Origin of the sequence: Ruminococcus sp. RTP21358st1_G6_RTP21358_211008 (genome assembly GCF_040908885.1) — a bacterium.
Taxonomy (GTDB): domain Bacteria; phylum Bacillota; class Clostridia; order Lachnospirales; family Lachnospiraceae; genus Blautia_A; species Blautia_A faecis.
Map to the genome: position 1 here is coordinate 16207 of NZ_JBDGDM010000030.1, position 26990 is coordinate 43196.

General features: G+C 42.8%; 23 protein-coding genes and 3 pseudogenes. 5 read left to right on the forward strand and 21 right to left on the reverse strand.

Annotated elements, in window-relative coordinates:
* Window positions 1–12 precede the first annotated feature (12 nt).
* The 8 genes from yihA to AB5Z12_RS12685 all read right to left on the reverse strand — a co-directional run bounded on the left by yihA (window position 13) and on the right by AB5Z12_RS12685 (window position 8488).
* The gene (gene yihA, locus AB5Z12_RS12650; protein ID WP_118582717.1) at window positions 13–630 is read right to left on the reverse strand and encodes a ribosome biogenesis GTP-binding protein YihA/YsxC; all 618 of its coding nucleotides are present in this window, start codon (window positions 628–630) and stop codon (window positions 13–15) included.
* A gap of 17 nt (window positions 631–647) precedes the next feature.
* Complete coding sequence (gene lon, locus AB5Z12_RS12655; RefSeq protein ID WP_295261061.1) at window positions 648–2960, reverse strand: endopeptidase La; 2313 nt, start codon at window positions 2958–2960, stop codon at window positions 648–650.
* A 19-nt stretch (window positions 2961–2979) separates the two neighbouring features.
* Window positions 2980–4302, reverse strand: coding sequence for an ATP-dependent Clp protease ATP-binding subunit ClpX (gene clpX, locus AB5Z12_RS12660; RefSeq protein ID WP_118582711.1), 1323 nt, complete (start codon window positions 4300–4302; stop codon window positions 2980–2982).
* 328 nt (window positions 4303–4630) lie between these two features.
* Window positions 4631–5212 carry an ATP-dependent Clp endopeptidase proteolytic subunit ClpP gene (gene clpP / locus AB5Z12_RS12665; protein WP_118582708.1) on the reverse strand — a complete coding sequence of 194 codons (582 nt, stop codon included), beginning with the start codon at window positions 5210–5212 and terminating at the stop codon, window positions 4631–4633.
* 120 nt (window positions 5213–5332) lie between these two features.
* Window positions 5333–6640, reverse strand: coding sequence for a trigger factor (gene tig, locus AB5Z12_RS12670; protein WP_173770238.1), 1308 nt, complete (start codon window positions 6638–6640; stop codon window positions 5333–5335).
* 268 nt (window positions 6641–6908) lie between these two features.
* Entirely contained in the window at window positions 6909–7460 is a 552-nt protein-coding gene (locus tag AB5Z12_RS12675) for a DJ-1 family glyoxalase III (protein WP_173719368.1), read from the reverse strand.
* A 90-nt stretch (window positions 7461–7550) separates the two neighbouring features.
* Window positions 7551–8345 (reverse strand): pyrroline-5-carboxylate reductase, encoded by a 795-nt coding sequence (proC, locus tag AB5Z12_RS12680; RefSeq protein ID WP_173719367.1) that lies wholly within the window; start codon window positions 8343–8345, stop codon window positions 7551–7553.
* Window positions 8346–8359: 14 nt separating this feature from the next.
* The gene (locus AB5Z12_RS12685) at window positions 8360–8488 is read right to left on the reverse strand and encodes a DUF6783 domain-containing protein (RefSeq protein ID WP_308768464.1); all 129 of its coding nucleotides are present in this window, start codon (window positions 8486–8488) and stop codon (window positions 8360–8362) included.
* Here AB5Z12_RS12685 and AB5Z12_RS12690 point away from each other — a divergent pair.
* Window positions 8447–8545: pseudogene (locus AB5Z12_RS12690) on the forward strand (DUF6783 domain-containing protein); the annotation flags it as partial. The gene AB5Z12_RS12685 and the pseudogene AB5Z12_RS12690 overlap by 42 nt on opposite strands.
* A gap of 22 nt (window positions 8546–8567) precedes the next feature.
* Here AB5Z12_RS12690 and AB5Z12_RS12695 read toward each other — a convergent pair.
* From AB5Z12_RS12695 to AB5Z12_RS12710, 4 genes and pseudogenes are all read right to left on the reverse strand, one after another.
* Window positions 8568–9026, reverse strand: a complete 459-nt coding sequence (locus AB5Z12_RS12695) for a CYTH domain-containing protein (RefSeq protein ID WP_173719366.1) — start codon at window positions 9024–9026, stop codon at window positions 8568–8570.
* Between the two features lie 138 nt (window positions 9027–9164).
* Window positions 9165–10700, reverse strand: a complete 1536-nt coding sequence (gene malQ, locus AB5Z12_RS12700; protein WP_173719365.1) for a 4-alpha-glucanotransferase — start codon at window positions 10698–10700, stop codon at window positions 9165–9167.
* A 436-nt stretch (window positions 10701–11136) separates the two neighbouring features.
* Window positions 11137–12372 (reverse strand): DnaJ C-terminal domain-containing protein, encoded by a 1236-nt coding sequence (locus AB5Z12_RS12705; RefSeq protein WP_368368671.1) that lies wholly within the window; start codon window positions 12370–12372, stop codon window positions 11137–11139.
* 207 nt (window positions 12373–12579) lie between these two features.
* Window positions 12580–12729 (reverse strand): annotated as a pseudogene (locus tag AB5Z12_RS12710) (DUF6783 domain-containing protein).
* Between AB5Z12_RS12710 and AB5Z12_RS12715 the strand changes: the two are divergent.
* Window positions 12667–12813: pseudogene (locus AB5Z12_RS12715) on the forward strand (DUF6783 domain-containing protein); the annotation flags it as partial. The pseudogenes AB5Z12_RS12710 and AB5Z12_RS12715 sit on opposite strands and share 63 nt — an antisense overlap.
* Before the next feature lie 54 nt (window positions 12814–12867).
* Window positions 12868–14238: an MATE family efflux transporter gene (locus AB5Z12_RS12720; RefSeq protein ID WP_173770254.1), complete on the forward strand. Its 1371-nt coding sequence runs from the start codon at window positions 12868–12870 to the stop codon at window positions 14236–14238.
* A gap of 74 nt (window positions 14239–14312) precedes the next feature.
* On the opposite strand, the gene AB5Z12_RS12725 is transcribed toward AB5Z12_RS12720, so the two are convergent.
* The 7 genes from AB5Z12_RS12725 to AB5Z12_RS12755 all read right to left on the reverse strand — a co-directional run bounded on the left by AB5Z12_RS12725 (window position 14313) and on the right by AB5Z12_RS12755 (window position 23486).
* Window positions 14313–14756, reverse strand: a complete 444-nt coding sequence (locus tag AB5Z12_RS12725; RefSeq protein WP_173719362.1) for a hypothetical protein — start codon at window positions 14754–14756, stop codon at window positions 14313–14315.
* Entirely contained in the window at window positions 14756–17812 is a 3057-nt protein-coding gene (locus AB5Z12_RS12730; protein ID WP_173773117.1) for a glycoside hydrolase family 3 protein, read from the reverse strand. The genes AB5Z12_RS12725 and AB5Z12_RS12730 overlap by 1 nt, the downstream gene beginning before the upstream one ends.
* A gap of 144 nt (window positions 17813–17956) precedes the next feature.
* The gene (locus tag AB5Z12_RS12735) at window positions 17957–18976 is read right to left on the reverse strand and encodes an ATP-binding protein (RefSeq protein ID WP_173773116.1); all 1020 of its coding nucleotides are present in this window, start codon (window positions 18974–18976) and stop codon (window positions 17957–17959) included.
* Window positions 18977–19233: 257 nt separating this feature from the next.
* A complete protein-coding gene (locus AB5Z12_RS12740; RefSeq protein WP_173773115.1) occupies window positions 19234–19947 on the reverse strand; it encodes a LytTR family DNA-binding domain-containing protein in 714 nt (237 codons plus the stop codon).
* Window positions 19948–19997: 50 nt separating this feature from the next.
* Complete coding sequence (locus AB5Z12_RS12745) at window positions 19998–20723, reverse strand: nitroreductase family protein (protein WP_195409777.1); 726 nt, start codon at window positions 20721–20723, stop codon at window positions 19998–20000.
* Between the two features lie 431 nt (window positions 20724–21154).
* Window positions 21155–22513, reverse strand: coding sequence for a M20 family metallopeptidase (locus AB5Z12_RS12750; RefSeq protein WP_215660837.1), 1359 nt, complete (start codon window positions 22511–22513; stop codon window positions 21155–21157).
* Window positions 22514–22595: 82 nt separating this feature from the next.
* Complete coding sequence (locus tag AB5Z12_RS12755) at window positions 22596–23486, reverse strand: 4Fe-4S dicluster domain-containing protein (RefSeq protein ID WP_195379875.1); 891 nt, start codon at window positions 23484–23486, stop codon at window positions 22596–22598.
* Window positions 23487–23633: 147 nt separating this feature from the next.
* On the opposite strand from AB5Z12_RS12755, the gene AB5Z12_RS12760 reads away from it, so the two are divergent.
* Entirely contained in the window at window positions 23634–23807 is a 174-nt protein-coding gene (locus AB5Z12_RS12760) for a chorismate--pyruvate lyase (protein WP_118582657.1), read from the forward strand.
* 37 nt (window positions 23808–23844) lie between these two features.
* On the opposite strand, the gene AB5Z12_RS12765 is transcribed toward AB5Z12_RS12760, so the two are convergent.
* Window positions 23845–24444, reverse strand: a complete 600-nt coding sequence (locus AB5Z12_RS12765; RefSeq protein ID WP_195379876.1) for an HDIG domain-containing metalloprotein — start codon at window positions 24442–24444, stop codon at window positions 23845–23847.
* Window positions 24445–24583: 139 nt separating this feature from the next.
* The gene (locus tag AB5Z12_RS12770; RefSeq protein WP_243243797.1) at window positions 24584–25624 is read right to left on the reverse strand and encodes a helix-turn-helix domain-containing protein; all 1041 of its coding nucleotides are present in this window, start codon (window positions 25622–25624) and stop codon (window positions 24584–24586) included.
* A 333-nt stretch (window positions 25625–25957) separates the two neighbouring features.
* Here AB5Z12_RS12770 and AB5Z12_RS12775 point away from each other — a divergent pair, with 333 nt between their 5' ends.
* On the forward strand, window positions 25958–26977 hold the full coding sequence (locus AB5Z12_RS12775) for an ABC transporter substrate-binding protein (RefSeq protein WP_195379877.1): 1020 nt from the start codon (window positions 25958–25960) through the stop codon (window positions 26975–26977).
* Window positions 26978–26990: the final 13 nt, after the last annotated feature.

The window sequence follows — 26990 nt, forward strand, 5'->3', positions numbered from 1 at the left end:
TTTCCTCGTCTGTCAGGCCTTCAGCTCGTCCGTAGCTGCCGGAACTGCACCGGTCAACTCGTCCATTAACGCCCAGATTTCATCTTTTCCCTGCTTTGTCTCAGCGGAAAAAGGAATGATCTTACTGCCCGGGCGCAGCTTCAGTCCGTCCTTGATAGCCTTAATATTCTTCTGTACCTGACTTCTTTTCAGCTTATCCAGCTTGGTTGCAATAATGATCGGATTGTATCCGTTATTTACGATCCAGTCATACATCAGCTTATCATTTGCAGATGGATCGTGCCGGATGTCGATCAGGAGAAATACTGCCTTCAGAGTCTGTGAGGTATGAAGATAACGCTCGATCATTTTTCCCCACTTCGCCTTCTCGGTCTCCGGAACCTTGGCATATCCATAACCTGGAAGATCCACAAGGTACATAAAATCATTTACATTATAAAAATTGATAGTCTGTGTTTTTCCCGGCTGGGAACTTGTTCTTGCCAGCGCTTTTCGGTTCAGCAGACCGTTAATGAGGGAGGATTTTCCCACATTGGATTTCCCTGCAAAAGCAATTTCAGGTCTTCCTGTGTCTGGCAGTTTGCTGGTGATACCACAAACGATATCCAGTGAAACATTTTTAATTACCATTTTTCCTACCTCTCATTTCAGGCAAGTGCCCGTTCCAGCACTTCATTCATATTTTCCACAAACGTGATCTTCAGTCCGTCTGTGATCTCCTCATCCAGTTCTTTGATATCCGGTTTATTGGACTTTGGAACCAGTACTTCTTTAATCTTGGCGTACTTAGCTGCAAGAAGCTTCTCTTTCAGTCCGCCGATTGGAAGTACACGACCTCTTAAGGTGATCTCACCAGTCATGGCAAGATCCGCTCTTACCGGCTTGTCAATAATGGCAGAAAGCATTGCAGTTGCCATGGTAATTCCGGCTGACGGACCGTCCTTTGGCACTGCCCCTTCCGGAATATGTACGTGAATGTCATTTTCCTGGAAAAATTCCTGATTGATTCCATATCTGGCTGCTACAGAGCGGATGTAGCTGATGCCCGCTGTTGCAGACTCCTTCATCACGTCTCCAAGCTGTCCGGTAAGCACAAATTCCCCTTTACCCGGCATAATATTTACTTCGATCTGAAGGGTATCACCGCCAACCTGTGTCCAGGCAAGACCTCTTGCGATACCAACCTCATCCTTTTTATTCGCCATCAGGTAATTGTATTTCTCCTGCCCCAGAAAGCTCTCAAGGTTCTTGCCAGTGACCGTTACCTTCTCTTTGCCATCTTCCATGATCAGACGTGCTGTCTTACGACAGATCTGACCGATGAGACGTTCCAGATTGCGGACACCGGCTTCCTTCGTATAATTATTGATGATTTTTCGAAGAGCGCCGCCCTGAATGGAAAGTTTGCCTTTCTCAATTCCATTGGCTTCCATTTGCTTGGGAATCAGATGCTCCTTTGCAATGTGCTCTTTCTCATTCTCCGTATAACCGCTGATCTCAATGACCTCCATTCGGTCAAGAAGCGGTCTTGGGATTCCCTGAATATCGTTGGCTGTTGCAATAAACAACACCTCTGAAAGATCCTGGGGAAGCTCCACATAATGGTCATTGAAATGACTGTTCTGCTCCGGATCCAACACCTCAAGAAGCGCAGAAGAAGTATCTCCCTTGTAATCACTGCTCGTCTTGTCAATTTCGTCCAGAAGCATAAGCGGATTGGCAACCTTTGCCTGCTGAAGGGCAACGGTAATCCTTCCCGGCATAGCACCCACATAAGTCTTTCTATGTCCGCGGATCTCAGCTTCATCCTTCACACCACCAAGACAGATACGGACATAACGCTTGCCAGTGGCTTCTGCAACAGATTTGGCAATAGAAGTCTTACCGGTTCCAGGAGGTCCCACAAGGCAAAGTATAGGAGATTTTCCTTTATGTGTCAGCTTACGTACAGACAGGAATTCCATAATACGCTCTTTTACATCTTTCAGACCATAATGACCTTCTTCAAGAATCTTCCAGGCTGCCTTCAGGTTTTCAGAATCTTCAGAGCACTTATCCCACGGAAGGGAAAGAAGTGTCTCAATATATCCCCGCAGAATGCTGCTCTCAGCGGCATTGGTGCTGGTGATTTTAAAGCGGCCGATTTCTTTGAAAATACGATCCTTTACTTCCTGGGAAGCAGTAAGCTCTTTGGCTTTTCTTCGGAACTCCTCAGCCTCATCAGCAGTATTGTCCTCGCCAAGCTCCTCCCGTATCAGTTTCAACTGTTCTCTCAAAATATATTCACGCTGGTTTTTATCTACACGCTTTTTCAGTTTCTGCTGAAGGTCATGGCTGATATCCAGCACATTGATCTCATTGCTCAAAATGGCACCAAGAAGCTCATATCTGTCTGTCAGTCTGGCTGCCTCCAGAAGCTTCTGTTTGCTCTGCCAGGAAAGAGGCAGATTAATTACGATCTGGTCGATCAGCTCCGGTGCTTTCTCTATATTCATGATCTGGGCAGCCAGTTCTTTTCCAATCTTTCCACCCTTAGCGCAATAAGTTTGGAACAGCTCCCTGATACTTCTGTACATTGCCTCCAGCATCGCCTGAGGCAGTTCCTCTTCTTCCTCATTAACAAGAACAGTCTCTGCTCTTAAATATGGTGTCTCCTGTTCCAGGCCAAGAAGTTCTGCCCTTCTTTTTCCCTCAACAAGAACACGCAGCAGGTTGTCAGGAAGTTTCACAACCTGCTTAATATATGCAATAGTTCCTACCTGAAACAGCTGTACAAATCCAGGATCTTCAATCTGGGGATCCTTCTGGGTTACCAGAAAGATCTTCTGATCCTGAAACATTGCCGCTTCGATTGCCTTTTTGGAACGTTCCCTGCTTACATCGAAATGAATGATCATTCCCGGAAGAATGGTAGTTCCGCGAAGGGCAAGGGCAGGAAGTACATTGATTGGCTCACTCATTTGTAGTCAAATCCCTTCATCAGGCTGTTTCCGGAGTACCCTTTTTGTGTGCACGCTGGCTTCTTCTGCCTGTATTTGCCGGATTCACCGGCTGCGCAGGAGCTTCCCCATGAACGATCTGAGGTTCACCAGTTCCCTCTACAGCTTCTTTTGTAATAATGCATTTACGAATGGTATCGTCAGACGGAGTCTTATACATCAGATCCATAAGAGTGCTCTCCATGATCGCACGAAGTCCTCTGGCTCCGGTTTTGCGTTCCATGGACTTTCTCGCCATAACGCGAAGTGCTTCATCTTCAAAATCAAGCTCTACTCCATCAAGTTCAAACAGTTTATGGTACTGCTTGGTCAGTGCGTTCTTCGGCTCCTGAAGGATGCGAAGAAGTGCGTTCTCATCAAGTCCGTCTAAGGTTACCACTACAGGCACACGTCCTACAAACTCCGGAATCAGTCCATAACGGATCAGGTCCTCAGGCATTACCTGCTTGAACAGTTCACCAACATTCTGTTCCTCTTTGGAAGCGACTTCTGCGCCAAAGCCAATTGCCTTGGTATCCTGTCTTCCCTCAATGATCTTCTCCAGACCGTCAAAGGCACCGCCGCAGATAAACAGAATATTTGTAGTATCAATCTGGATGAATTCCTGATGCGGATGCTTTCTTCCACCCTGAGGAGGAACACTTGCAACAGTGCCTTCCAGAATTTTCAGAAGTGCCTGCTGTACACCCTCTCCGGAAACATCACGAGTGATGGAAACATTCTCGGATTTACGTGTGATCTTGTCGATCTCATCTATATAAATAATTCCGTACTGCGCTCTGTCAATATCATAATCAGCAGCCTGGATGATCTTCAGAAGAATATTCTCAACATCTTCACCTACATATCCTGCCTCTGTCAGGGTAGTGGCGTCTGCAATGGCAAACGGTACATTCAGAAGTCTTGCCAGTGTCTGGGCAAGAAGTGTCTTACCGGAACCAGTTGGTCCAAGCATAAGGATGTTGCTCTTCTGAAGCTCTACATCCAGATTTCTTGAAGCAGTAACACGTTTGTAATGATTGTATACAGCAACAGAAAGTGCTTTCTTGGCCTCATCCTGTCCGATTACATAGTCGTCCAGAATTGCATGGATTTCCTCTGGTTTCATCAGATTGATCTCAGATCCAAGAATATCTTCCTGATCGTATCCTCCAAATTCTTCCTCCATGATTTCCGAGCAGATACCTACACACTCATCGCAGATGTAGGCCCCATCCGGTCCGGCGATTAATTTGCGGACCTGATCCTCGGTTTTCTGGCAAAAGGAACATCTTACTTTTCCTTCTCTTATCTTCTCAGCCATGAATCTTTAACTTTTCCTTTCTTTTAAATAAAGCAACCTTATTCAGAGCTATTCTGAAAAAAGTTTTCTTTATTTCTTAAAATTTGAAATTATTCTGTAAAATATACCTATTTTACAAAATTATCCCATTTTACAAGATAAGACTCCTGTTAGTTCAGGAGTCTTTTCTTACAGTAGCATGCAAAAGAAAACTCCGGCTATTAGAGTTCTAAAAGCTCCAGGGGGATTTCTTTTGTTTTCAGTTTAGGCGGGAAAGTTTATACTGGAAATACACAAATATACTACATCTTCATCAGTGTACACTCGGTTATCCAGTTACAGTTTTTCCCTATTTGTGGGTTACAACACCATCGATCAGACCATAAGCCAATGCTTCCTCTGCGGACATGTAATTGTCACGGTCTGTATCTTTCTCTACTACCTCAAGAGGCTGTCCGGTGTTTGCAGCCAGAATTTCATTTAATGTTCTCTTTGTCTTGGCAATGTGATCTGCCACGATCTGGATCTCAGTAGCCTGTCCCTGGGCTCCGCCAGATGGCTGATGGATCATGATCGTAGAATTCGGCAGTGCAAATCTCTTACCCTTTGTACCACCAGCAAGAAGGAATGCTCCCATGCTGGCAGCCATTCCCAGACAAATAGTGGAAACGTCGCACTTGATATACTGCATGGTATCGTAGATAGCCATACCAGCTGTCACGGAACCACCCGGGCTGTTGATATAAAGCTGGATATCCTTTCCAGGATCCTCTGCTTCCAGAAAAAGCAACTCAGCAACTACCAGGCTGGCACTTACATCGTTTACTTCCTCTCCCAGGAAAATGATTCTGTCCTTCAGAAGCCTTGAATAGATGTCGTAGCTTCTCTCCCCTCTGCTTGTCTGCTCAATGACATAAGGCACTAAACTCATATATTCCCTCTTTTCTTATCAGATGCGCTCCACCTGGTCTGCATTATAATGCGCCAGAGAGAGCGCTTTCATAACAAAATAATTTTTCCCTCTTGGGATGTGCAGTTATCTGCCTGCTGATTATTCAGCGTCTGCTGCTTTCTCAACTTCAACTGCTGCATCAGCGATAACAGTAACAGCCTTCTGAACAGCCATATCTTTCTTCATCTGCTCAAGTCCGCTCTCACCGATAGCTTCTCTGATCTTGTCAGCTTCCATCTTGTAAGCATCTGCCATCTTCTGGATTTCTTCTGTGATCTCTTCTTCAGATGGCTGGATGTTCTCAGCCTCAGCTACTTTCTCAAGAACCAGTCTTGTCTGGATTCTCTTGAGAGCCTGTGGCTTCATGTCTTCCATCATCTTGTCCATGCTCTGGCCTGTGAACTGGAAGTACTGCTCCATGGATAATCCCTGCTGCTGCATTCTTCTGGAGAAATCGTCCATCATCTGACGGCACTCTGTCTTTGTCATAAGCTCCGGAATATCCATCTGTGCATTCTCGATTGCTTTATCTACTGCAGCGTTCTCTTTTGCAGTTCTTGCTTCTTTCTCTTTCTTCTCTGTCAGTTTCTTCTTAACATCTTCTTTGTACTCAGCAAGAGTATCAAATTCAGATACGTCTTTCGCAAACTCATCGTCAAGCTCCGGAACCTCTTTGGTCTCAATCTTCTTAACGTCACACTGGAATACAGCTTCCTTGCCAGCAAGCTCTTTTGCCTGATATTCCTCTGGGAAAGTAACCTTAACTTCTACATGGTCACCAGTGTTTGCTCCAACAAGCTGATCCTCGAATCCCGGGATAAATGTACCGGAACCAAGTGTAAGTGCGTAGTCAGTTCCTTTACCGCCGTCAAATGCAACACCATCAACAAATCCTTCGAAATCGATTGTTGTGATATCGCCGTTTGCAGCTGCACGATCCTCAACTGCAACTGTTCTTGCATTCTTATCCTGCTCTTTCTTAACCTCAGCGTCAACTTCCTCGTCTGTTACAGCGATCTCAGACTTCGGAACCTCTACACCCTTGTAATCTCCAAGAGTAACCTCTGGTTTCACAGCTACATCAGCTGTGAAGATAAGAGCTTTACCAGGCTCCATCTGTGTAACATTGATCTCCGGCTGGGAAACAATCTCAAGATCGCACTCGCCAAGAGCTTTTGTATACTCCTGTGGTACAAGAGAATTAACAGCGTCTTCCATGAATACACCCTTGCCATACATGCTCTCGATCATCTTTCTCGGAGCTTTTCCTTTACGGAATCCTGGAAGGCTGATTCTGCTTTTCTGTTTCTGGTAAGCTTTCTCCATTGCTTTGTCTAAATCTTCAGCGGAAACTTCGATGGTAAGCTTCGCCATGTTTTTCTCTAATTTCTCCACCTGTAAACTCATTTTCGTGTTCCTCCTTAATATTCTCAGGTAAAATGTCAGGTCCAATGCATTGACATTGTCCATTTCTTAATAATGATACCGCAGATGATAACCGGAAAGTCCAAAACAAGTTCCTGTCACTGCGATCCTTCTGCGGTTATAAATGCGCAGGGTTTCCCCCTATTATTACAGTCATTGTAGAAGTATAGCACAACCAAATTAAAAACGCCAGTGTTTTTTATGGTTTTCCCTGTTATTCCTAAAAAATTAGGGTTTTTTATAATATTTCCTACTTATAAACTACGGATTCTGCAATCTGGTCTGCTTTTTCCTGTCCAAGGAGCTGGGAAATCAGGGAAAGGGAAAAGTCAATTGCAGTTCCAAGTCCACGGCTTGTAGTAATATTTCCATCAATTACAACCTTTTCTTCAGACTTCACAGCATCTCCAAGACCGTCCATGCAGGCCGGGTATGCAGTGGCCTTCTTTCCATGTAAAAGTCCGATTTCTGCAAAAACAGTAGGTGCCGCGCAGATGGCTGCGATCTTACCTCCATTATTATAGAAGCTTTTAACCAGATCGGTAAGTGGCTCGAATCCTCCAAGATAAGTGGTTCCAGGTTGTCCGCCCGGGAGAACCAGCATGTCTGCGTCGGAGAAATCCGCCTCACGGAAGGTGGTATCGGTCAGCATGGTAATTCCATGGGCTGTGGTGATCTGTTTGGTGTTTTTAATAGAAACGGTTGTAATAGTGATTCCTGCTCTTCGCATAAGATCAACTACAGTTAAGCCTTCAATGTCTTCAAAACCGTCGGCGAGGAAGATGTATACTTTTTTGCTCATAGTGGAACCTCCTGATTCATTTTCACAATTATTTACTTATAGTTACTGCTCACTGGTAATATTCCGCGAGGTGTTTTTTGTAGGCAAAGCTCACATTTTCTTTCCTTTATCAGCAGCTCCCTGCAATGCTTCAAACACAGCACTGCGGAAACCATTTTTTTCCAGGATACGCACACCCTCAATGGTCGTTCCTGCCGGGGAGCATACCATATCCTTCAGTTCTCCCGGATGCATGCCTGTCTCCAGAAGCAGCTTCGCACTTCCAAGTACAGCCTGGGCAGCAAACTGATAGGCCTGTTTTCTTGGCATTCCCTGTGCCACAGCGGCATCTGCCATTGCTTCAATAAACATAAATACATAAGCCGGAGAGCACCCACTGACTGCGCTGACTGCGTCCATCAGTCTTTCAGGTACCACCTCTGTGCGACCGAAGCTGTTTGTAATGGCAAGAATCTGATCCAGATCCTCTTCTGTTACCCGATCATTGACACAGGCACCTGTCATTCCTGCCCCTACCTGTGCCGGGGTATTCGGCATAAGACGTACCACCTTTAACGGCTGCTCACATTTTTCTTCCAGCCATGCAAGAGTTTTACCGGGCGCAATTCCTACGATCATATGCTGTGGTGTCAGGAAATTTTTAATTTCACCGATTACCTCCTCATAGAATTGAGGCTTTACTGCTAATATAACAATATTTGCATTTTTCACAACTTCACAATTATCCAGAGTTGTCACAACTCCAAGTTTTTCCTGACTTCTTCTGCTTCCTTCTTCTGTGAGATTTGAAACAATAATCTCATTTTTTTCAAACACACCATTTTTCAGGATTCCACCGATCATTGCAGAACCCATATTTCCACATCCGATAAATCCGATTTTCATATCTTCTGCTCCTTTCATGTAGGTCGTTGTTTAGAGCGTGTTTGAAAAAGGCTTTCTGCAAGATGTGCGTCACGATTTGTGGGAGATTTTGCCCGGATGAGGGCGCCGTAGCGGGCTACGGCAACCGAATTCGGGCAAAATATACCGCAAAGTGGGGCGTGCAGATTGCGGGAATGATTTTTCAAACAGGCTCTAGTTAAGGTTCATTATAAAATAAAAATTTTATCTCTTTTTCCCTTTACTTAAGGTACTGTTGTGATACTCTGTGGAATACGTCACATCCTCCCCGAACCACTTTGGCGGCTGGTAAGCGTGGGCAGCTTCTTCGGTGGGGAATTCCACTTCTGCCAGGAGAAGACCTTCGTAGGGGGCTTTGAATACGTCCAGTTCAATGGATAAACCGTCTTTCTCAGGAATCACATAACGTACCTTGGAGATCACGATTCCGTCTGCTTTGGGTTTTAAGTGCTCATAAGCTTCTTTTGTCAGCGGCAGATTGTATTCCTCTCTTGCCAGCAGTCCCTTTGATTTATAAGTCAGATAGTAATTGTCATTAGATTTGCGGATCCGCACTACCGGCTCTGTGCACAGATAGCCCTGCTCAATTACCTTGCTTGGATACTGCTCCAGGTTTTCCGGAAGGTTTTCTCTCTTAATGAGAAACTTTCTCTCAATTTCCAACTTAGTTTCCTCCTCATGTTTTTTATGAAAAGCACGAACTTTTCAGCTCTCCGTATATACAAAATTGAGGGCAAACACCCTTGCCCTCAATTTTACTCTTCTACCTTTTTTTATGCAACAACTGATTAAATATTAAATTTATTCCATTTTCTCTTCCAACGGATCCGGGGTCCAGTTTTTCCTTCCGAATCTGGTCGCCAGAGTCAGCATTTCCTTCTGCAATTCTTTGCTGAACTGTCCTTCTTTCAGGCGCCACTTCCAGTTTGTTCCCAGAGTGGATGGCTGATTAATGCGGGCTGAATTATCAAGCTGCAGATAATCCTGAATCGGAATAATACATCTTCCGGCTACACTTCCCATAACCAGACGGATCATATTCCGGCAGATGCCTTTCTCATCATCGTGGAAGTTCCACAGATATTCCCGAACCATATGACGCTCCTCAGGAGTAATATCCCCATACCAGCCAAGCAGTGTCTCATTGTCGTGGGTTCCGGTATAAACCACACAGTTATTTGTGTAGTTATGAGGCAGATAATCACTGGCATTTCCAGTATCCCGCTCATCAAAGGCAAACTCGATTACCTTCATGTTTGGATAACCACTCTCCTCCACAAGACGCTTCACAGAATCAGTCATGAAACCAAGGTCCTCAGCAATAATGTCCTTGTGTCCCAACCGATAGGAAACGGTACGGAAAAGATCCATTCCAGGTCCTTTTTCCCACCAGCCGCGTTTTGCATCCTTATCACCATATGGAATCGCATAATATTCATCAAATCCACGGAAATGATCAATGCGGACAACATCATACATATTAAAGCAATGTGCCAGACGTTTGATCCACCACTCGAATCCGGTATTTTTATGCACATCCCATCTGTACAGCGGATTTCCCCAAAGCTGTCCTGTTGCAGAAAATCCATCTGGCGGACATCCGGCTACCTGTGTAGGCTCGTTATTTTCATCCAGTTTGAAAAGTCCTGGATTTGCCCAGGTATCTGCGCTGTCCATGGCAACATAGATCGGAATATCTCCGATAATACGAATTCCTCTTCTGTTTGCATACGCTTTCAGTTTCGCCCACTGTTCATAAAATTTGAACTGCATATACTCCTGGAATTCAATTTCAAAATACAGTTCTTTTCTGTAATAATCCAGTGCATTATTCCAGCGAAGACGGATGTCCTCCGCCCATTCTGTCCACGGAATTCCCTCAAAACGATCCTTCACCGCCATAAAAAGTGCATAATCGCCAAGCCAATGCGCCTGCTCCTGCTGGAATCTTACAAAGTCAGGATTTTTGGAAATATCGCTTCTCTCATAGGCTTTACGAAGAAGTTTGTATCGTCCTTTGTAAATTTTCTCATAATCCACATCATCTTCCCTGGAACCGAAATCCACAGCATCACACTCTTTTTCCGTAAGCACTCCCTCTTCGATCAGGTCTTCCAGACTGATAAAATAAGGATTTCCTGCAAAGGTGGAAAAAGACTGATAAGGTGAATCACCGTAGCTGGTTGGTCCAAGGGGCAGAATCTGCCAACAGCCCTGTCCGGCTGCCTTCAACTGATCCACAAACTCATAGGCACTTTTTGAAAAACATCCAATTCCGTATTTTGAAGGCAGACTACTGATTGGAAGCAGCACGCCACATTCTCTCTGATTTCCCATTTTTTCCTCCCTGTTCAAAAGCATCATACTTTAGCATATATTGTTACACTTATTACAGTTTAACATACATGTTTATATCATGCCACAATTCATGTACTTAAATCAATATCATTTTTTCAAGAAATATAGTGTTTTTTCTAATAATAATGATATTTCTTTTTATTCTTCACCAGACAGGACACAGAACCGGTCAATCCCAGAGCTTCTGCCATATGCGTTTTCTCTCCTTTTTGCTTTCCCGATCTGTAAAGCAGCACAAAAAATCCGAAATCGGACCTTTTTTAATAGATTTAGTCCGATTTCGGATTATGATCAAGACATAGAAACAAACTGCTTACATGCATTCAGCTTAGATTTAGCAAACCAAATTTTATACATGTAAGCTATATTGTACCTTTCGCTTATTTAATAAATAGTTATTTAATAGCAGGCAATTTTACGCTGTTCGACTTCCTCTTGTACCAGCCATTCTGGTACTGGTATCAAATTCACGAAGTCTCCGTTTGGATTCCTCGCTTAAATTTCTCGGTACCTGAACCTGGACGGTTACGTACAGATCACCGTAGACTCCAGCTTTTCCCATTGCCTGGATACCTTTTCCTTTCAGACGGATCTTGCTGCCAGACTGTGTGCCTTCCGGGATACGGCACATTACCTGGCCATTCAGGGTCTGGACTTTTGCCTCACCGCCCAGAGCAGCTGTGATGAACGGCACATTTACGGTGGTGTAAACGTCGGTGCCTTTTCGCTCAAAGCCAGGGCGCTCGCCTACATGAACCTTCAGAAGAAGATCCCCTGCGGGAGCACCTCCGTAACCTGGATTTCCTTTGCCTCTCAGACGGATACTCTTGCCGTTGTCAATTCCGGCAGGAATGTGAACTTTCAGAGTCTGTTTTCCACTGCCGTCTGCACCAGAAAGATTAATCAGCTTGTCGCAACCAAATGCTGCCTCGTTGAAGCTGATGGAAATTTCTGCGTTCAGGTCCTGGCCTTTCTGCTGGTGACTGCCACTAAAGCCGCTATTGCAGCTGTTTCCAAAGCCATCTCCATAACCGGTACCATCAAAACCTCCACTGCCGAAACTACCATTAAATCCGCTTCTAAAAGAGCCGTTTTCAAAACCAGAGTGACCAAAACCGCTTCCTCCAAATCCGTGTGCGGAACCAGCCTTTTCAGAATTGCTTCCTCCTCCGAAGCCTCCTCCAAACAGATTCTTCAGAATATCGTCCATGTCACCACCTTCGAAATGAAATTCCTGATAGCTGCCATCCGGACTTCTATAAGCACCGCTATGACTATTTCCAAAACCGCCAAAGCCACTGAATCCAGAGCCGTCAAAGCCGCCGTTTCTATTAAAGCCACCTTCACCATATCCGGCACCGCCAGCACCTTCTTCAAATGCTGCATGACCGAACTGATCATAGAGTTTTTTCTTCTCAGGGTCACTGAGCACATTATATGCTTCTGTGACTTCCTTAAACTTTTCTTCAGCATCCGGATTTCCCGCGTTTGAATCCGGATGGTATTTCTTTGCCATCTTACGATAAGCTTTCTTTATAGCATCTTTATCCGCGCTGCGACTGATTCCCAGCACTTCATAATAATCTCTCTTTGCTCCCATACTGGTCACCTCTGACTCCTCATATTGCGAAATAAATTCATTACTGCCCACAGCTTTCATCCATATACTTTGTAATATATTTTCTGAATACAGTAATGTCAATTTATTGTAACTATTCAGTATCTACAAATTCCCCGGAATCTCTTCCGGGGAATGCTGTTGTCCATCTCCCGAACATCCACGGGAAATAACTTTTATTTTTGTTCTATTTGTAATATAACATTCATTCTTTTAAAAGTCAAGGTATGGAACATAATTTCATATTTTTTTCACATTAGAGCGTGTTTGAAAAATCATTCCCGCAATCTGCACGCCCCACTTTGCGGTATATTTTGCCTGAATTCAGTTGCCGTAGCCCGCTACGGCGCCTTCATCCGGACAAAATCTCCCACAAATTGTGACGCACATCTTGCAGAAAGCCTTTTTCAAACACGCTCTAGACTTTTTCAAACAGGCTTTAGAGTATTTTCAAGTCATATTTCATCTTCTTAAAATGCGTTTTCTATGGTATAATAATGATACTTTACTATTTTCAGGAGATCTAAAATGAAAAAGAAACAATTAAATCTCACCTCCGGTCCTATTTTACGGACTTTGTCTGAGCTGGCACTGCCAATCATGGCTTCTTCCTTCCTGTCTACCGCCTACAACATTACAGATATGGCATGGATAGGAATGCTGGGCTCTAAAGCAGTGGCGGGTGTGGGCGTGGGAGGTATGTACGTCTGGCTCTCCCAGGGACTTTCTTCCCTGGCAAGAATGGGAGGACAGGTAAACATGGCGCATTCCCTTGGAAGAGGTGATCAGAAGGCTGCCGCAGGCTTTGCACAGGCAGCTCTGCAGCTTACCATACTATTCTCTCTTTTTGTTACATTGATCAGTATATTATTTACGAATCCGCTGCTGCAGTTCTTTGCATTAAATGATGCAGAAACTTACAACAGTGCCAGAATTTATATGCGGATTACCTGCGGACTAATCCTGTTTTCCTTCCTTTCCCAGGTGCTGACAGGTCTTTTCACAGCCCAGGGCGATTCCAAAACACCATTGAAGGCAAACTTCTTTGGTCTGATACTGAATATGATCCTTGATCCGCTTCTTGTTCTTGGTGTAGGACCATTTCCCAGATTAGAAGTTGTAGGAGCAGCAGTTGCAACTGTTACTGCACAGATTATAGTTCTGCTGATCCTTGTTACAGAAATTCTCCGTGACCACGGTGAAGCCAATGTACTACACAAAATCCGTCTGCTTTCACGACCGGATATTGCCTGTTTAAAAGGAGTCTTTCGCATTGGAACCCCCACTGCGCTTCAAGGAAGCCTTTACTGTATCATCTCCATGATACTCACCCGAATGGTTTCCGGATTCGGGGACGGTGCTATTGCCGTACAGCGTGTAGGCGGACAGATTGAGTCCCTTTCCTGGAACACAGCTGATGGTTTTGGCTCCGCCCTGAACGCTTTCATGGGGCAGAACTACGGAGCAGGAAAAAAAGACCGAATCAAATCAGGATACCATATTTCCATTCGGCTTCTGATATGCTGGGCTGCACTGATCACTATTGCCTTTGTATTTTTCCCGCGGCAGATTTCTGTGCTCTTTTTCCACGAGGAGGAAGTTATCCGTCTTTCCGTTGATTACCTGCGAATCATCGGATTTTCCGAAATTTTTCTCAGCGTGGAAATGATGACTGTGGGTGCCCTGTCTGGTCTTGGACGGACACAGCTTTGCAGTCTGATCAGCGTTGGCCTGACTGTTATACGAATCCCCCTTGCACTGGTTCTGTCAAACACTGCACTGGGACTGAATGGAATCTGGTGGGCACTGACACTTTCCACCGTTTCAAAGGGAATTATTTTTTATTTTGTGTTCCAGTATATTTGCGAACATAGTTTGTTAAGAACTACAAATAGATAAAAAAGATCCGACAGATGGTATTTTCATACCTGTTCTGTCGGATTTTTTTATAATTAAGTTTTACACTTCTGAAATTATTTTTCAGAAACAACCACCTTCATTGCATTCTTTTTCTCTCTGCTCAGGAAACAGGATACGATTTCCAGCACCAGCATGATAACCATAACCACCGCTGTCACAATAATATAACCGATCACACCAGAAGAACCGAACATGGAAATTCCGTTCAAGGCATCTGCAAAAGTGTTGATACTGTTTACGATCATTTTTCCAATGGAAAGTGTAATAAACACAACTGCAATCAGATTGAAAATATCCGCAATCACATAATCTGCAAATACGTAAATCCCACAGCACATAATGGCCAGTACAAGATAAAAATCAACAGCTTTATTAAACTCATTTACACGGTTTGCGTTGATACTGTAATAAATAATGCAGAACAGGCCGAGCAGAATATTTAATGCATTAAAAATGCCGCTGATTCTTTTTCCTAATATCTTATCTTTGATATTCATTATGCATTTTCTCCTCTCTTTTTACTCCAAACCAGCATTTCCAGATAGTAAAGTACAATAAACAGTATAGTAATTGTTCCAAATCCAATTGTTGCCGCTTTCAAAGCTGTTTTCCACCATGGAGTAATATGTACTACATGAGAGGTTTCATCCAGTCCATTAATCAGGATAGAATGAACCTGTGCATAAACATTGTGCTTGGTTGCATTACGCAGAGTCTGAAGCATGTAACCGTCACCATTTTCGATGGCTTCCGTAACCATGTCTTTACTGAGCACTACAGAAGAATCATCGGAAGCTCCGAATCCTGCCATATCCCAGCACCAGTAGTCAAGTCCTGCTGTAATGTTAGAAGTATAATGTTTCTTGTAATCCATATTTACAACCGCATCAGAAGTAACATGTCCTTTGTAAGCCCATTCTCCTCTCATAACAGTTGTAAGAAGTGCTGAGGAACTTCCGCAGTAAGTGCAGCCGATTCTGTTAAATGCTGTCATACAACCCATTGCGCCGCCTTTTGTATAGGCTCCCTCAAAAGCTCGCAGATACTGCTCACGAAGAGCCTGTTCATTGGTAAAGGTTGCCGCACTCTCACGATGTGCTTCCTGGTCGTTTACAACCATGTGTTTATAGCCAAGGATAATTCCATATTTCTGAACGTTTTCAGCAACAACAGTTCCTACCAGATATCCCATGTTTCCATCTTCAGAATAGTAAGCAGAAGCTCGTCCGTTAAACTGTGTACGATGGCAGTTCGGGCCGCCAGACCAGATTTCTGTTGCGCCCATAAAATAAGCTTCATTTGCAGTCATGCTGCTTCGTTTCGCAACATCATCTTTATTCCAGGTGCAGGTCATAACAACGGTGGAAGGCCATACAATACCGGATTTTCCAGTAAGTTTGAAAGTTACCTGCTCCAAACAGTCCATATCATCCCCACGGTAGGTAGACGGCATTGCAATACTCTCAACTAGTACAGAACCGTTCTGGTCAGGGAGAATAGAAGCCATTTCTTCTACCGTGAGCTGGTCAAGGAATTTATCCCATGTGGCATCGTCATCGTAATCTACATCTTTCATTGCAACAAAGTTAATGCCAGCATCTACTCCCTGGGTAAAATCATCTACAGATGGTGCATCTTCTGGTTCTGTATAAAGATCACCATTTAAAGTTTTCATCATATCCTCAGTTGCAGTTACAGAAACCTGCTCTGCTGGATATGTTCCCTCCCAGTCACTTCTGGAAAGATAAGTTACAGTGTCTGTTCCAAGGTTATTTAAATTGGCATCGTCGAACTGGTTTGTTACTTCCATATCAGAATAGCGGGACATTTTATAGGACTCTGTATCCAGTTTTGCATTGTTCCAGGAGTATGCTTTCTCTGCATCTCCTTTAGCCTTCTCGCCCAATGCATCTGTCATTCCCTTGGCACCTTTTGCAGCAAGAATATTGTTCAGGGCATCGTGTGCATCATCGCCGATGGCAAAGTAATAATCGCCTTCGCTTAAAATATAGCCTTTGGCATTGGTGTAATCGTAGCTTGCAAGGAGATATCTTTCTACTGGAATTTCCAGTGTCTCAGAAGCACCTGGCGCCAGGATATCTGTCTTATCAAAGCCCACAACCTGGACTGCAGATTTCTCCACATTGTTCTCTTTTTCATAATCCCCATATGGGGTCTGTGCATAGACTTCTGCAACAGATTTTCCAGCTGTATCACCAGTATTTGTCACGGTAACTTTTACGTTGTAAGTATCTGTTGTTTCGTCATACTCTACACCATCAAGGGTCTGGGAAAAGGTTGTGTAGGAAAGTCCATAGCCAAATGGATAAGCGATTTCGTCATTATAATTCCATGCTTTTCCAGTTGAGGAACCAACTATACTGTCTGCATTTCCGTTTCCAAGTACGGTATCCTCATAACGGGTTTCATAATATTTATATCCTACATAAATATCCTCTGCATAGATCAGATAGTTGGAAACATACTGATCGCTGTCTGAACAATATTCCAGAACCTCATCCAGATTCGCCCACTCTGGCGTATTTTTCATCTGTGCATAGGTGATAGCCGGAGCTGACAGGGAATTTTTCGCATAGGTATCAACCAGTTTTCCAGATGGGTTCGCCTCTCCTTGAAGCAGATTTACAACACCTGTAAATCCAACAATACCAGGGGAACCAATCCACAGGCATGCATCCACATCATAATCATCCAGGTCTCCAAGCTCCATAGCCCAGTTAGAATTTACAAGAAGAATAATTTTCTTAAATACGCCCTGCTCTTTCTGTTCTTTCAGCATATTCAAAAGATCTTTTTCGTCCTGATGAAGAGCCAGCTGACTGATTCCCTCTGAATCTTCAAGAAGAAGGTCACAATCCTCACTTGCCTGTCTTGTAAGCATAACAACAGCTGCATCATTATACTGATCCTGCCAGCTATTTTTCAGATTTTCTGTGTAAAAATCTGCTGGTGCTTCTCCAATCTGCGGATCGTCAACAGATTTTACACGCATATAACCGCTCTCCTGATAAGCCTTTACCATTGTCTGATTAACATCATAAACGGACTCCATTGCTCCAAGATAAGTTACCAGTTCCTGGGTAGAATTAGCCGTAGAATGATAACTGTAAAAAGGTCCTGAGTAGGATTGCGGACCGCCAAAACCTGTACTTCCAGCTACACTTTCCGTACTCTCAATAGAATTTTGTCCAAAAAGTGTAATGCTGCTTCCAGCCGCCAGTGGAAGTGCATTGTTGTCATTTTTCAAAAGAACAGAACCTTCTTCCTGTTCTGCAACTGCCTGTGCTGCCGCATCATCCTCCAGCTGCTGCAGCTTATCTCCATCATAAATATCAGTTCCATAATCGCTTTTATAATAATCTGTATCAACATCTAAGCCTTCATCCGAAACTGTCTTTGTAGTTTCAATGCCAAGCACTGTGTTTAGTCTGCCCTCATAGGCCTCTGCCACAGGAGTTCCTATGGACACAACTGTAAGCAGACAAGCTGAAACAGCACCCAGACCACGGGTGATTTCCTTCTTGATTTTCATATGTTTCCTCCCATTTGATCAACAATAAATATTGTTTTTTGCTTTTCATGACCGCGCGTTCATCATGGTCAGGAGCTTAACACATACTCAAAAAGGATATTTTAAGATTTCGTAACAGGCATTCCAGATTTCGTAATTTGCACTTTATTTTGCGACAGGTATAATAATCGTCAGGCTGAACATGTGATTTTCCGCTGTAATATCCATACTTCCATTATATTTTTCCACACATTTTCGCACACTTTTCAACCCATATCCGTGACCATCATGTGCATTTTTTGTAGTCACAGGAAGCCCTTCTGAAAAGTTTATTTTCTCGTTTTCCATATAATTCTGTATCTGAATAAGGAGCAGATTTCCCTTGGTCCAAATAGATGTGGAAATCACTTTTTTCTCTTCGTCAGAAACCATAAGTACACTCTCAATTGCGTTGTCAATTACATTTCCAAGAATAGTATATAAATCCACAGCAGATATAAAATCCATTTTCTTCCCGTCTGCCACACAGGTTAATTCTATGTTATTTTTCATGCATACCAGTCTTTTCTGGGACAGCAAAGTATCCAGAACTTTACTTCCGGTTTCCACTTGGGAATCATAAGACTGGATAGTTTTACACACCTGTTCATAGTATGCTTTTTGCTGTTCTTCATCTGAGAAAAGCTTCAGTGGCTCCAGCTGTTTTTTTAGATCATGGCAGATCAGATTGATCCGCTCCACATCATCCTGTCTCAGCCGGAACAATTCCTTTTGTTTCAGCCGAACCTGTTTTTCCAGATCCTGCTCTCTCTGTTTATTCAATTTATTTTTGTAATCCATCTGTTCCCATAATACAAACAGACAACAAATCAGATCGTATGCTTTACATAGGTAATAGAGATTATTTTCTTCTGCATTAAACATGGTATCTGCTGCAATACTAAGCCCCAGAGCGAGCATGATAATAAGGAAAAACGACATCATAGAGAAACGAATATCCACATCATAATGTCCATTTTCAGGTAATTTTCTTCCGATAAACCAGTACAGCAAAAGTGCAATGCACACTGCACACACAATATATGCCGGTGCATAAACCGGTATTCCATGAACTGGTCGAAACAAAATCAGATATACACAATAGCTGATATGCTGTACTGCATAGGCACATGTAACGCTATACAAAGCCTCTTTCCAGGAAATTTCGTATGCAAAATAACTGCTGAATACAAACAAGGTAAACTGCATGATGTATGTAAAAAGCCCATGAGAAAAGGGCGCAGAACAACATACGGATATCAGAAAGCCAAGGACAATTCGCCATGCAAAGTGTTTTCTTTTCTGAATGCCAATTGAAAATAACAGTATGATTGGGAACACGTTGATTGAAAAAAATGCATGTCCTATGTATATGGGAATTTGGGATAAAATTTCTGATACCATCAGCGCAGCCCTCCTTTGTAATAATCAAGTAATGCCTTTTTTACCTCTTTTTTCTTCGATCGGCTGACTTTTAATTCTGTTTTATCATTCAAGGTTATAATATCCTTTTGAAAATCTGTGACGTATTTCATGTTAATGCAAAAGGAACTGCTACAGCAAATAAAATGATAGTCTGCCAATTTTGCCGCAAATTCTTTCATGGTAGAAAGAAGCTGATATTCTTCATCTACCGTAAAAATATGCAGCCAGTGATCACGAATCTCCGCATAAACAATCTCATCGGAGGACACTTTTTTCATCCCGTCTTTGTATTCCAACAGAATATTAACAGACTCCTGGCCTTTCACAGACTTCAGGGCTTTTTCCAGTTTCATAGAAAAAGAAAAATATTTTATAGGCTTCAGGACAAAGTCCAAGGCACCCACTTCGTAACCATTGATTGCATATTGCGCCATGTTGGTTATAAATATAATCAGCACTCTTTGATCCCTTTTTCGGATTTCTCTGGCAGCATCCATACCATTCATTTTTGGCATTTCAATGTCCAGTAAAAGAACATCATATATGGGTTCGTATTTAAATACCAATTCATTTCCATCTTGAAAAAAAGACGCCTGGATATCTATATTTGTTTCTTTTTTGTAACGCTCAATATATTCGGAAATTGTCTTCTGGAATGAGGGATCATCCTCTGCTATTCCAATTCTGAACATCCTATTGTTCTCCTTTTCCCTGATATAAGTAATTCTAAAAACTGCAATATTCACTCAAACTGCTTCAGATATTCCCCCACCGACCGTGTCATTTCTTTTGAAAAATCGGAATTATATTTTCTTTTGCAGAAGGCTTTGCACCAGTCTTCGAAGGTGGAATTTTTGTATTGGTGACTCAACATTTCGCGAAGTTCAGTGTCGTCCATACTGCGGTAGGTATTCTCATGGACAATATGTTCCTGTGCACATCTCTGGGGTTTAGAGCGATTCTTTTGCTGCTGGGTGGGCCAACCAAATACCAGCATAACAGCTGGAAAAACATAATTAGGCAGGTTCAGAAGTCTTCTTTGTTTCTCATAATTTTCCATAATATCACCAATGTAGCAGGAACCGATACCAAAGCTCTCCGCTGCCACAACTGCATTTTGTGCGGCAATTGCCGTGTCTGTCACCGCAAGCATAAGGTCTCCTATACCTGGTTTTCTTGGCTCACAGCCAGCTTCCAGATATGCATCATACCACTTCTTGCAGTCAGCACAGAATACCAGTACCATAGGTGCTTTCGCAATAAATGGCTGGTAGTCGCAGGTCTCAGATAAAGCCTTTTTCAATTCTTCATCTGTAATGTCCAAAATAGTATAAAGTTGCTGACAACCTGCTGTAGGCGCCTGGGCTGCGGCTTCAAGGATGACCTTCTTCATCTCCTGCGGAATGGACTTTTCTTCGTATACGCGCATGGATTTTCTATTATATAAACTTTTTATAATTTCATTCATTTTAAATTTCTCCCTTTTCCTCTAAACAGCTATCATCGAATGACATAACCGTATAAAAATTATCTTTCTTCGATTTTTCTTACAAAAAAACAGATATTCCCAATAATAATACCGAGAAATATCTGTTTTTTCAAGTCAATATGGAGTCCACAATTTAAGCAGTCTGTGCGCTGTCTTTCATCATCCTGTAATAGCAAGGGATCAGAAATGCACACGCACCGAACTAAGCCAGTGGACTGGCAATACAGACAGCCGTATAGCCATTCTTCAATAAAAAAACGATTCGGGTATTGTCATTTCTGATACAGATATTGACATTTTTTTAAGAAGTATTACAAAGTAATTTCCTGATCACGTAAAAAAGCCCTCGGATGCCAGAAACATTCGAGGACTTCTTCTTTTATTTTTATATTTAAACTTGTTGGGTTTGGTTAAATTGCTAACAAATTCTTAATTGCTTCCATATACACTTCCACAGCCTCTTCCATCTCGGAAACAAGAATGAACTCATCTGCACCGTGAATACGATAATCCACACCCAGCTTTTCCGGACCAAATGCAATAATATTTTTCAGAGATTTGGCATAGGTACCACCGCCAATTACCATTGGTTTGTTCTCCGTGTCGCCAGTCACATCCACATAAGCCTTGTACAGGGCATTTACCAGCGGAGATTCTCTTGGGAAGAACAACGGATTACCGATTTCCCCCACCTCAATACGGCCATTTTCATCTTCCAGATTACCCTCTATACGATTCAGAATATCATCCTTTTTGAAGGTTACAGGTACACGGATGTCGATGGTGCAGGAAATCACACCATTCTCTGTTTTTACGATTCCATTGCAGAAGGTCAGCTCACCAAACTCATCGGAAATTTTAAGACCAACACCAGAGCCATCACAGGCTGTTCCAATGTGCTGATTATAAAATTTAACAAAATCATCTTCGAAGCCTGCCTTTGCAAGACATTCCATGGTAACACCTGCGGCGTTGATGCCAAGGGTTGGAGTGCTGGCATGAGCCGGTACGCCTTTTGCATAAATGGTGATCTGATTTTCGGCTTCTGTAACTCTATATTCCTGAAGTTTTGTTTCGGAAAGCACCTGCTCCAGCTTCTCCTTAAGACCAGCCCCTGCCGGAATCACAGTAGTACAGTTATCACATACTGCGTTAGAAACAAAACCACCATTCATGGAGATAATTCTGGTATTTTTGGAATATGCCATCATGGACATATAGCCTTTTTCACCATGAATACATGGGAAATTTGCATCAGGTGTAAAGCCGCAGGATAACTCTTCCTCTACCTCATTATAATGTGCCATACATTTGGAACCGGTTTCCTCATTGCATCCCATGATCAGACGGACTCTTTTGTTCAGTTTCACACCGGAATCCTTCAGAAGCTTCATAGCATAGAGAGCTTCAATTACAGGTCCTTTGTCATCTGTAGTTCCACGTCCGTATACATGGTCGCCATCTCGTGTCAGCTTAAATGGATCGTAGGTCCAGTCCCCACCTACAGGTACAATATCAAGATGACCTGCAATACCTACAATTTCCTCGCCTTCTCCCATTTCGGCGTAACCACAGTAATTATCAAGATTTACGGTTTTAAAGCCAAGCTCTCTGGCAATTTCAAGCCCGATTTCAAGTGCCTCTGCCGGTCCTTCTCCGAAGGGTTTTCCCTCTGACGGGGTGCCAAGCTGGGAATCAATAGCAACCAGCTTTCCAAGATTTTCAAGCATTTTCTCAGATAATGCATGGATTTGTTCTCTTGTATTCATAGGTGTTTATTTCCTCCAAATTCTATTTTATCTTTGCAGAGCATTTCCACAAATTGTAATGACTCTCCCGGGTAACGTCTTTTCACAGCTGCTCTAACAGCTGCTTCTCCACATTTTCAAAGCCGATTCTCTCAATAGTCTCCGCAAAACGTTCTCCCTTTATTCCATTGTCACGGAAGAAAAGAATTGCCTTTTCAATTACATCCAGTGCTTCTTCTTTGGATGTGAATATTTTTCCAAGCTCTTTTCCCATTGACACTTTCTTGCCCCAACGGCCACCTATGTATATCTTATAGCCGTAAGCGCCATCCTCAATGGTGTGGAACGGACATTTTCCAACACAGCGGCCGCAGTGCTTGCAGGCTTCTTTATCAATCTGAATTTTCCCGTCTACGACCTTTGCCACTTTATTGGGACAAGCCGCTTCGATGGCGCATTTTTTGCAGCCTTTACAGACGTCTGTGTTCACTTCCGGAATTCTCTGACCGATAATGCCTACATCATTCAAATTTGGCTTTACACAGTTGTTTGGACATCCGCCTACTGCAATCTTAAATTTATGTGGCAGCGCCACATCTCCGTAGCCTTCATAAAAGCGTTTGTAGATTTCTGCAGAGATTGCGTAGGAATCCAGAAGTCCATACTGACAGGTGGTTCCTTTGCAGGACACTACAGGACGTACCTTTGCCCCTGTTCCGCCTGTTACCAGGCCTTCTTTCGCTATAAATTTCTGAAATTCTTCAATCTTGTCATAAGGAATTCCCGGAATTTCCACAGAGAGTCTGGTGGTATACAGAATCTCACCACTGCCAAATTTTTCTGCTGCATCTGCCATACAGCGATGCTGTGCTGCAGTTACTTTTCCATTTGTTGTAAGAACTCTTGCTGAAAACAGATCGGTTCCTCTGTTATTCAAAAAGCCCATTCCTTTTACTCTTTTTTCATCTTCCGGACTGATTGTTAATGCTGACATTTTTGATACCTCATTTTCTGATGTTATTCACTGATAATTTTTTCATCTATGAATTCTATTATAGCACCTGAATTGGTGTTTGAAAAACGTTTTTCTCTGTGGTATTCTATAAGCATATAAATAATACAAACCGGAGGAAATATTCCTATGTTAATTTGTGATTATATTGTAGAATCTATTGATGGCGACTACGCTCATCTGCGCAGGACAGATCTTCCCGAAGAAGAACTGAAGCTGGTAGCAAGAGCACTTCTTCCATTTGATATTACTGAAGGATGCAGATTACATTATGAAATGATGCAGTATACCATAGTTGACTGATATACTGCAAAGCAATTCATTCGGTTACAAAAAGTATTCAGGCATTTTCCAGTTCCGCATTAATCGTATCTTCACTGGCTGCCATCGCCTGCAGTGTCATGGTCAGCAGTTTTTCCAGTTCCCATCCAAGCTGCTGCGCACCGCGCTCAATTACTTCCCGGGAGCAGCCTGCTGCGAAACCTTTGCTTTTGTACTTTTTCTTCAGGGATTTCAGTTCCATATCCTTAGTGCTCTTGGACGGACGCATTAATGCTGCTGCCCAGATCAATCCGGTAAGTTCGTCTGCTGCAAAGAGCACTTTTTCCATCTCCTGTTCCGGTGCTACATCGATTGTTACACCGCAGCCTACAGTTATTCCATATCCGTGAGATACCACACTATGTATCACATCCTCGCCTACCCCTGCCTCGCGAAGCATTTCCGGTGCTTTCAGGCAATGCTCTTCCGGATAAAGCTCGAAATCAATGTCGTGAAGAAGCCCTACGATTCCCCAGTATTCAGCATCCTCTCCATATCCCAGTTCGTTTGCATACCATTTCATGACCGCTTCCACAGTCAGTGCATGCTGGATATGAAATGGATCCTTGTTGTATTTTTTTAATAATGCAAAAGCCTCGTCTCTTGTGATTGTTTCCATTGCTGTCACTCCTCGTATGTCTTTCTATACTCTGTTTGCCACATAAGCATGTTCCTGATTTGGAATAAAAGAAAAAACCTTGCATATACTATACATCGTTCTTTATTTATATACAACCATTTTGAGGAAAGTGACAATTTTAATTCCCTGATAACAATTTTTCCCAGGGTTCATATTCTTTCATATAAGCAAACTCTTCCGCGTTTCTGAAGCCTTCCAGCAATTCTTTTTTCATTTCTTCCGTATATGGATTTTCGACTTCCCGGAATTTCATATGCTTGTATAATTGGGATTTTTGAAAATCACCTATGGTGTCCACATTGTTCAGCAATTGCTTTGCAACCTGGAAAGTGCCCTCCACATTGTTCTCGGCGGTCACAACATTCAACATTGCTGCACATTCATTGTATTTTCCCATATCAAAGCCTGAAGCTAATGTACTCATTTTCTCTGCCAGAAACCTTGCGTATCCATGGTCTTTTTCCTCAAGAGCCTTAGTAATCATGATTCCAAAAGCCATATTTAAAGTGGTATACTCTGAAAAAACAGCCTTTTCCAGCATTTCAAATGCCTCTTCTGTTTTCCCCTGCTCCATATATAACTGTCCCTGCTTCACCTTTTTCATGGGATCATAATTGGAAAAATAGTTTAAATATTTTTCTGCCATTTCATAATTCTTTTTCCGCAAATAGAAGCCGAACAGGGAATCAGCTGCATGGTGCTGAATTCTTTCCTCTTTATCACCGAGCGCCATTTCGTACCAGGAATTGATCTGCTCATCGTACCTGTCAGGATTCTCGCACATGCCAATGATCCGCCGCGAATCAAGCATTACTGCCAGCTGCCAGATCAGCAGATTGCAGTTTGGATATTCTTTTATAGTATTTACAGCCCACTGATAGGTCTTCTCAAAGCCTTCCTCAGAAAACATTTTGTCCATTTTGTGGATCAGCTCTTCGATTTCAATGTCAGTCAGATTTTCGCGAAAAGACAAAAGGGTATCAAGGGAAATATGCAGTAGTCTTGCAATAGGCGCTAACAATTCAATATCAGGATTGGAGTTCCCGTTTTCCCACTTATTCACCGCCGGAGTGGTTACTCCCAGACGGTTTGCCATTTCTTCCTGCGTGTAACCTAATTCTTTTCTATATTTTTTAATCACATTTCCAATATTCATCATATTTTTCTCCTGAGTCAAGCGGATATTCCAGGTCCGCTTCGCTACTTGCTCATAACCGAATGCTGCTTCGCAGCTTATTCGGTTAAAATTCCAAAAGCTTTTGTGATTAAAGCATAGCAGAATTGACAGATGAGCACAATTGAATTGTTGTTAAGTACGTTTCATATTTTTTAACTGTTAGGAAAGTTAAAAATCCAGTTACAAATTTTATCAGAAGAGGCAGATAAATAACTTTTCTCGACCCTCTTTTTTAGCTTTGCAATATGCTTATTACGAACATCTTTCCCATATTTTGCATATCCTAACAGCAGAAGTCAAAAAAGGAGTCACTGTATGAGAAATAAAAAATGGATTTCACTGGCAGCAGCTGTGATTCTTACAGTAACTGCACTGCCAGCCACAGTCTTTGCTGCAAAGAATGGAGAATCAAAAGAGGAGCTTACAAAGGTTACCTTAAACGAAGTAGCACATTCGATTTTCTATGCACCGCAGTATGTGGCAATTGAAGAAGGGTATTTCGCAGAGGAAGGGCTGGATCTGACACTTGTCACAGGATTTGGTGCGGATAAGACTATGACTGCTGTTATTTCCGGGGAAGCTGATATTGGATTTATGGGTGCCGAGGCATCTATCTATGCTTATCAGGAAGGTGCCACTGATCCGGTTGTGAATTTCGCACAGCTCACCCAGAGGGCTGGAAACTTCCTTGTGGCAAGAGAAGAAATGCCGGATTTCACATGGGATGAGCTGAGAGATAAGAGAGTTCTTGGTGGTCGTAAGGGTGGTATGCCAGAAATGGTATTTGAGTACATTTTAAAGAATCATAATATTGATCCGATGACAGATCTGGAAATTGACCAGAGTATTGATTTTGGTTCCACTGCTGCTGCATTTACTGGTGACATGTCGGCTGATTTTACTGTTGAATTTGAGCCTTCCGCAACTGCCCTTGAAAGAGAAGGAAAAGGTTATGTAGTGGCTTCTCTGGGCGTGGATTCCGGTTATGTCCCCTATACCTCTTACAGTGCAAAGACCAGCTTTCTAAACGAAAACCCACAGATTATCCAGAGCTTCACAAACGCCCTTCAAAAAGGTATGGACTATGTACAAAGCCATTCCCCTGAGGAAATTGCGCAAGTGATTTCCCCTCAATTCCCGGAAACAGATATGGATACTCTTACCACAATTGTCAAGCGTTATTATGAGCAGGATACCTGGAAAGAGAATCTGATATTCGAAAAAGATAGTTTTGAACTTTTGCAGGATATTCTGGAGAGTGCAGGAGAATTATCTGACAGGGCAGATTGTGAAAACCTGGTTACAACTGCATTCGCTGAAGCTGCGATTTCTTAAAAAAGTTGCTATT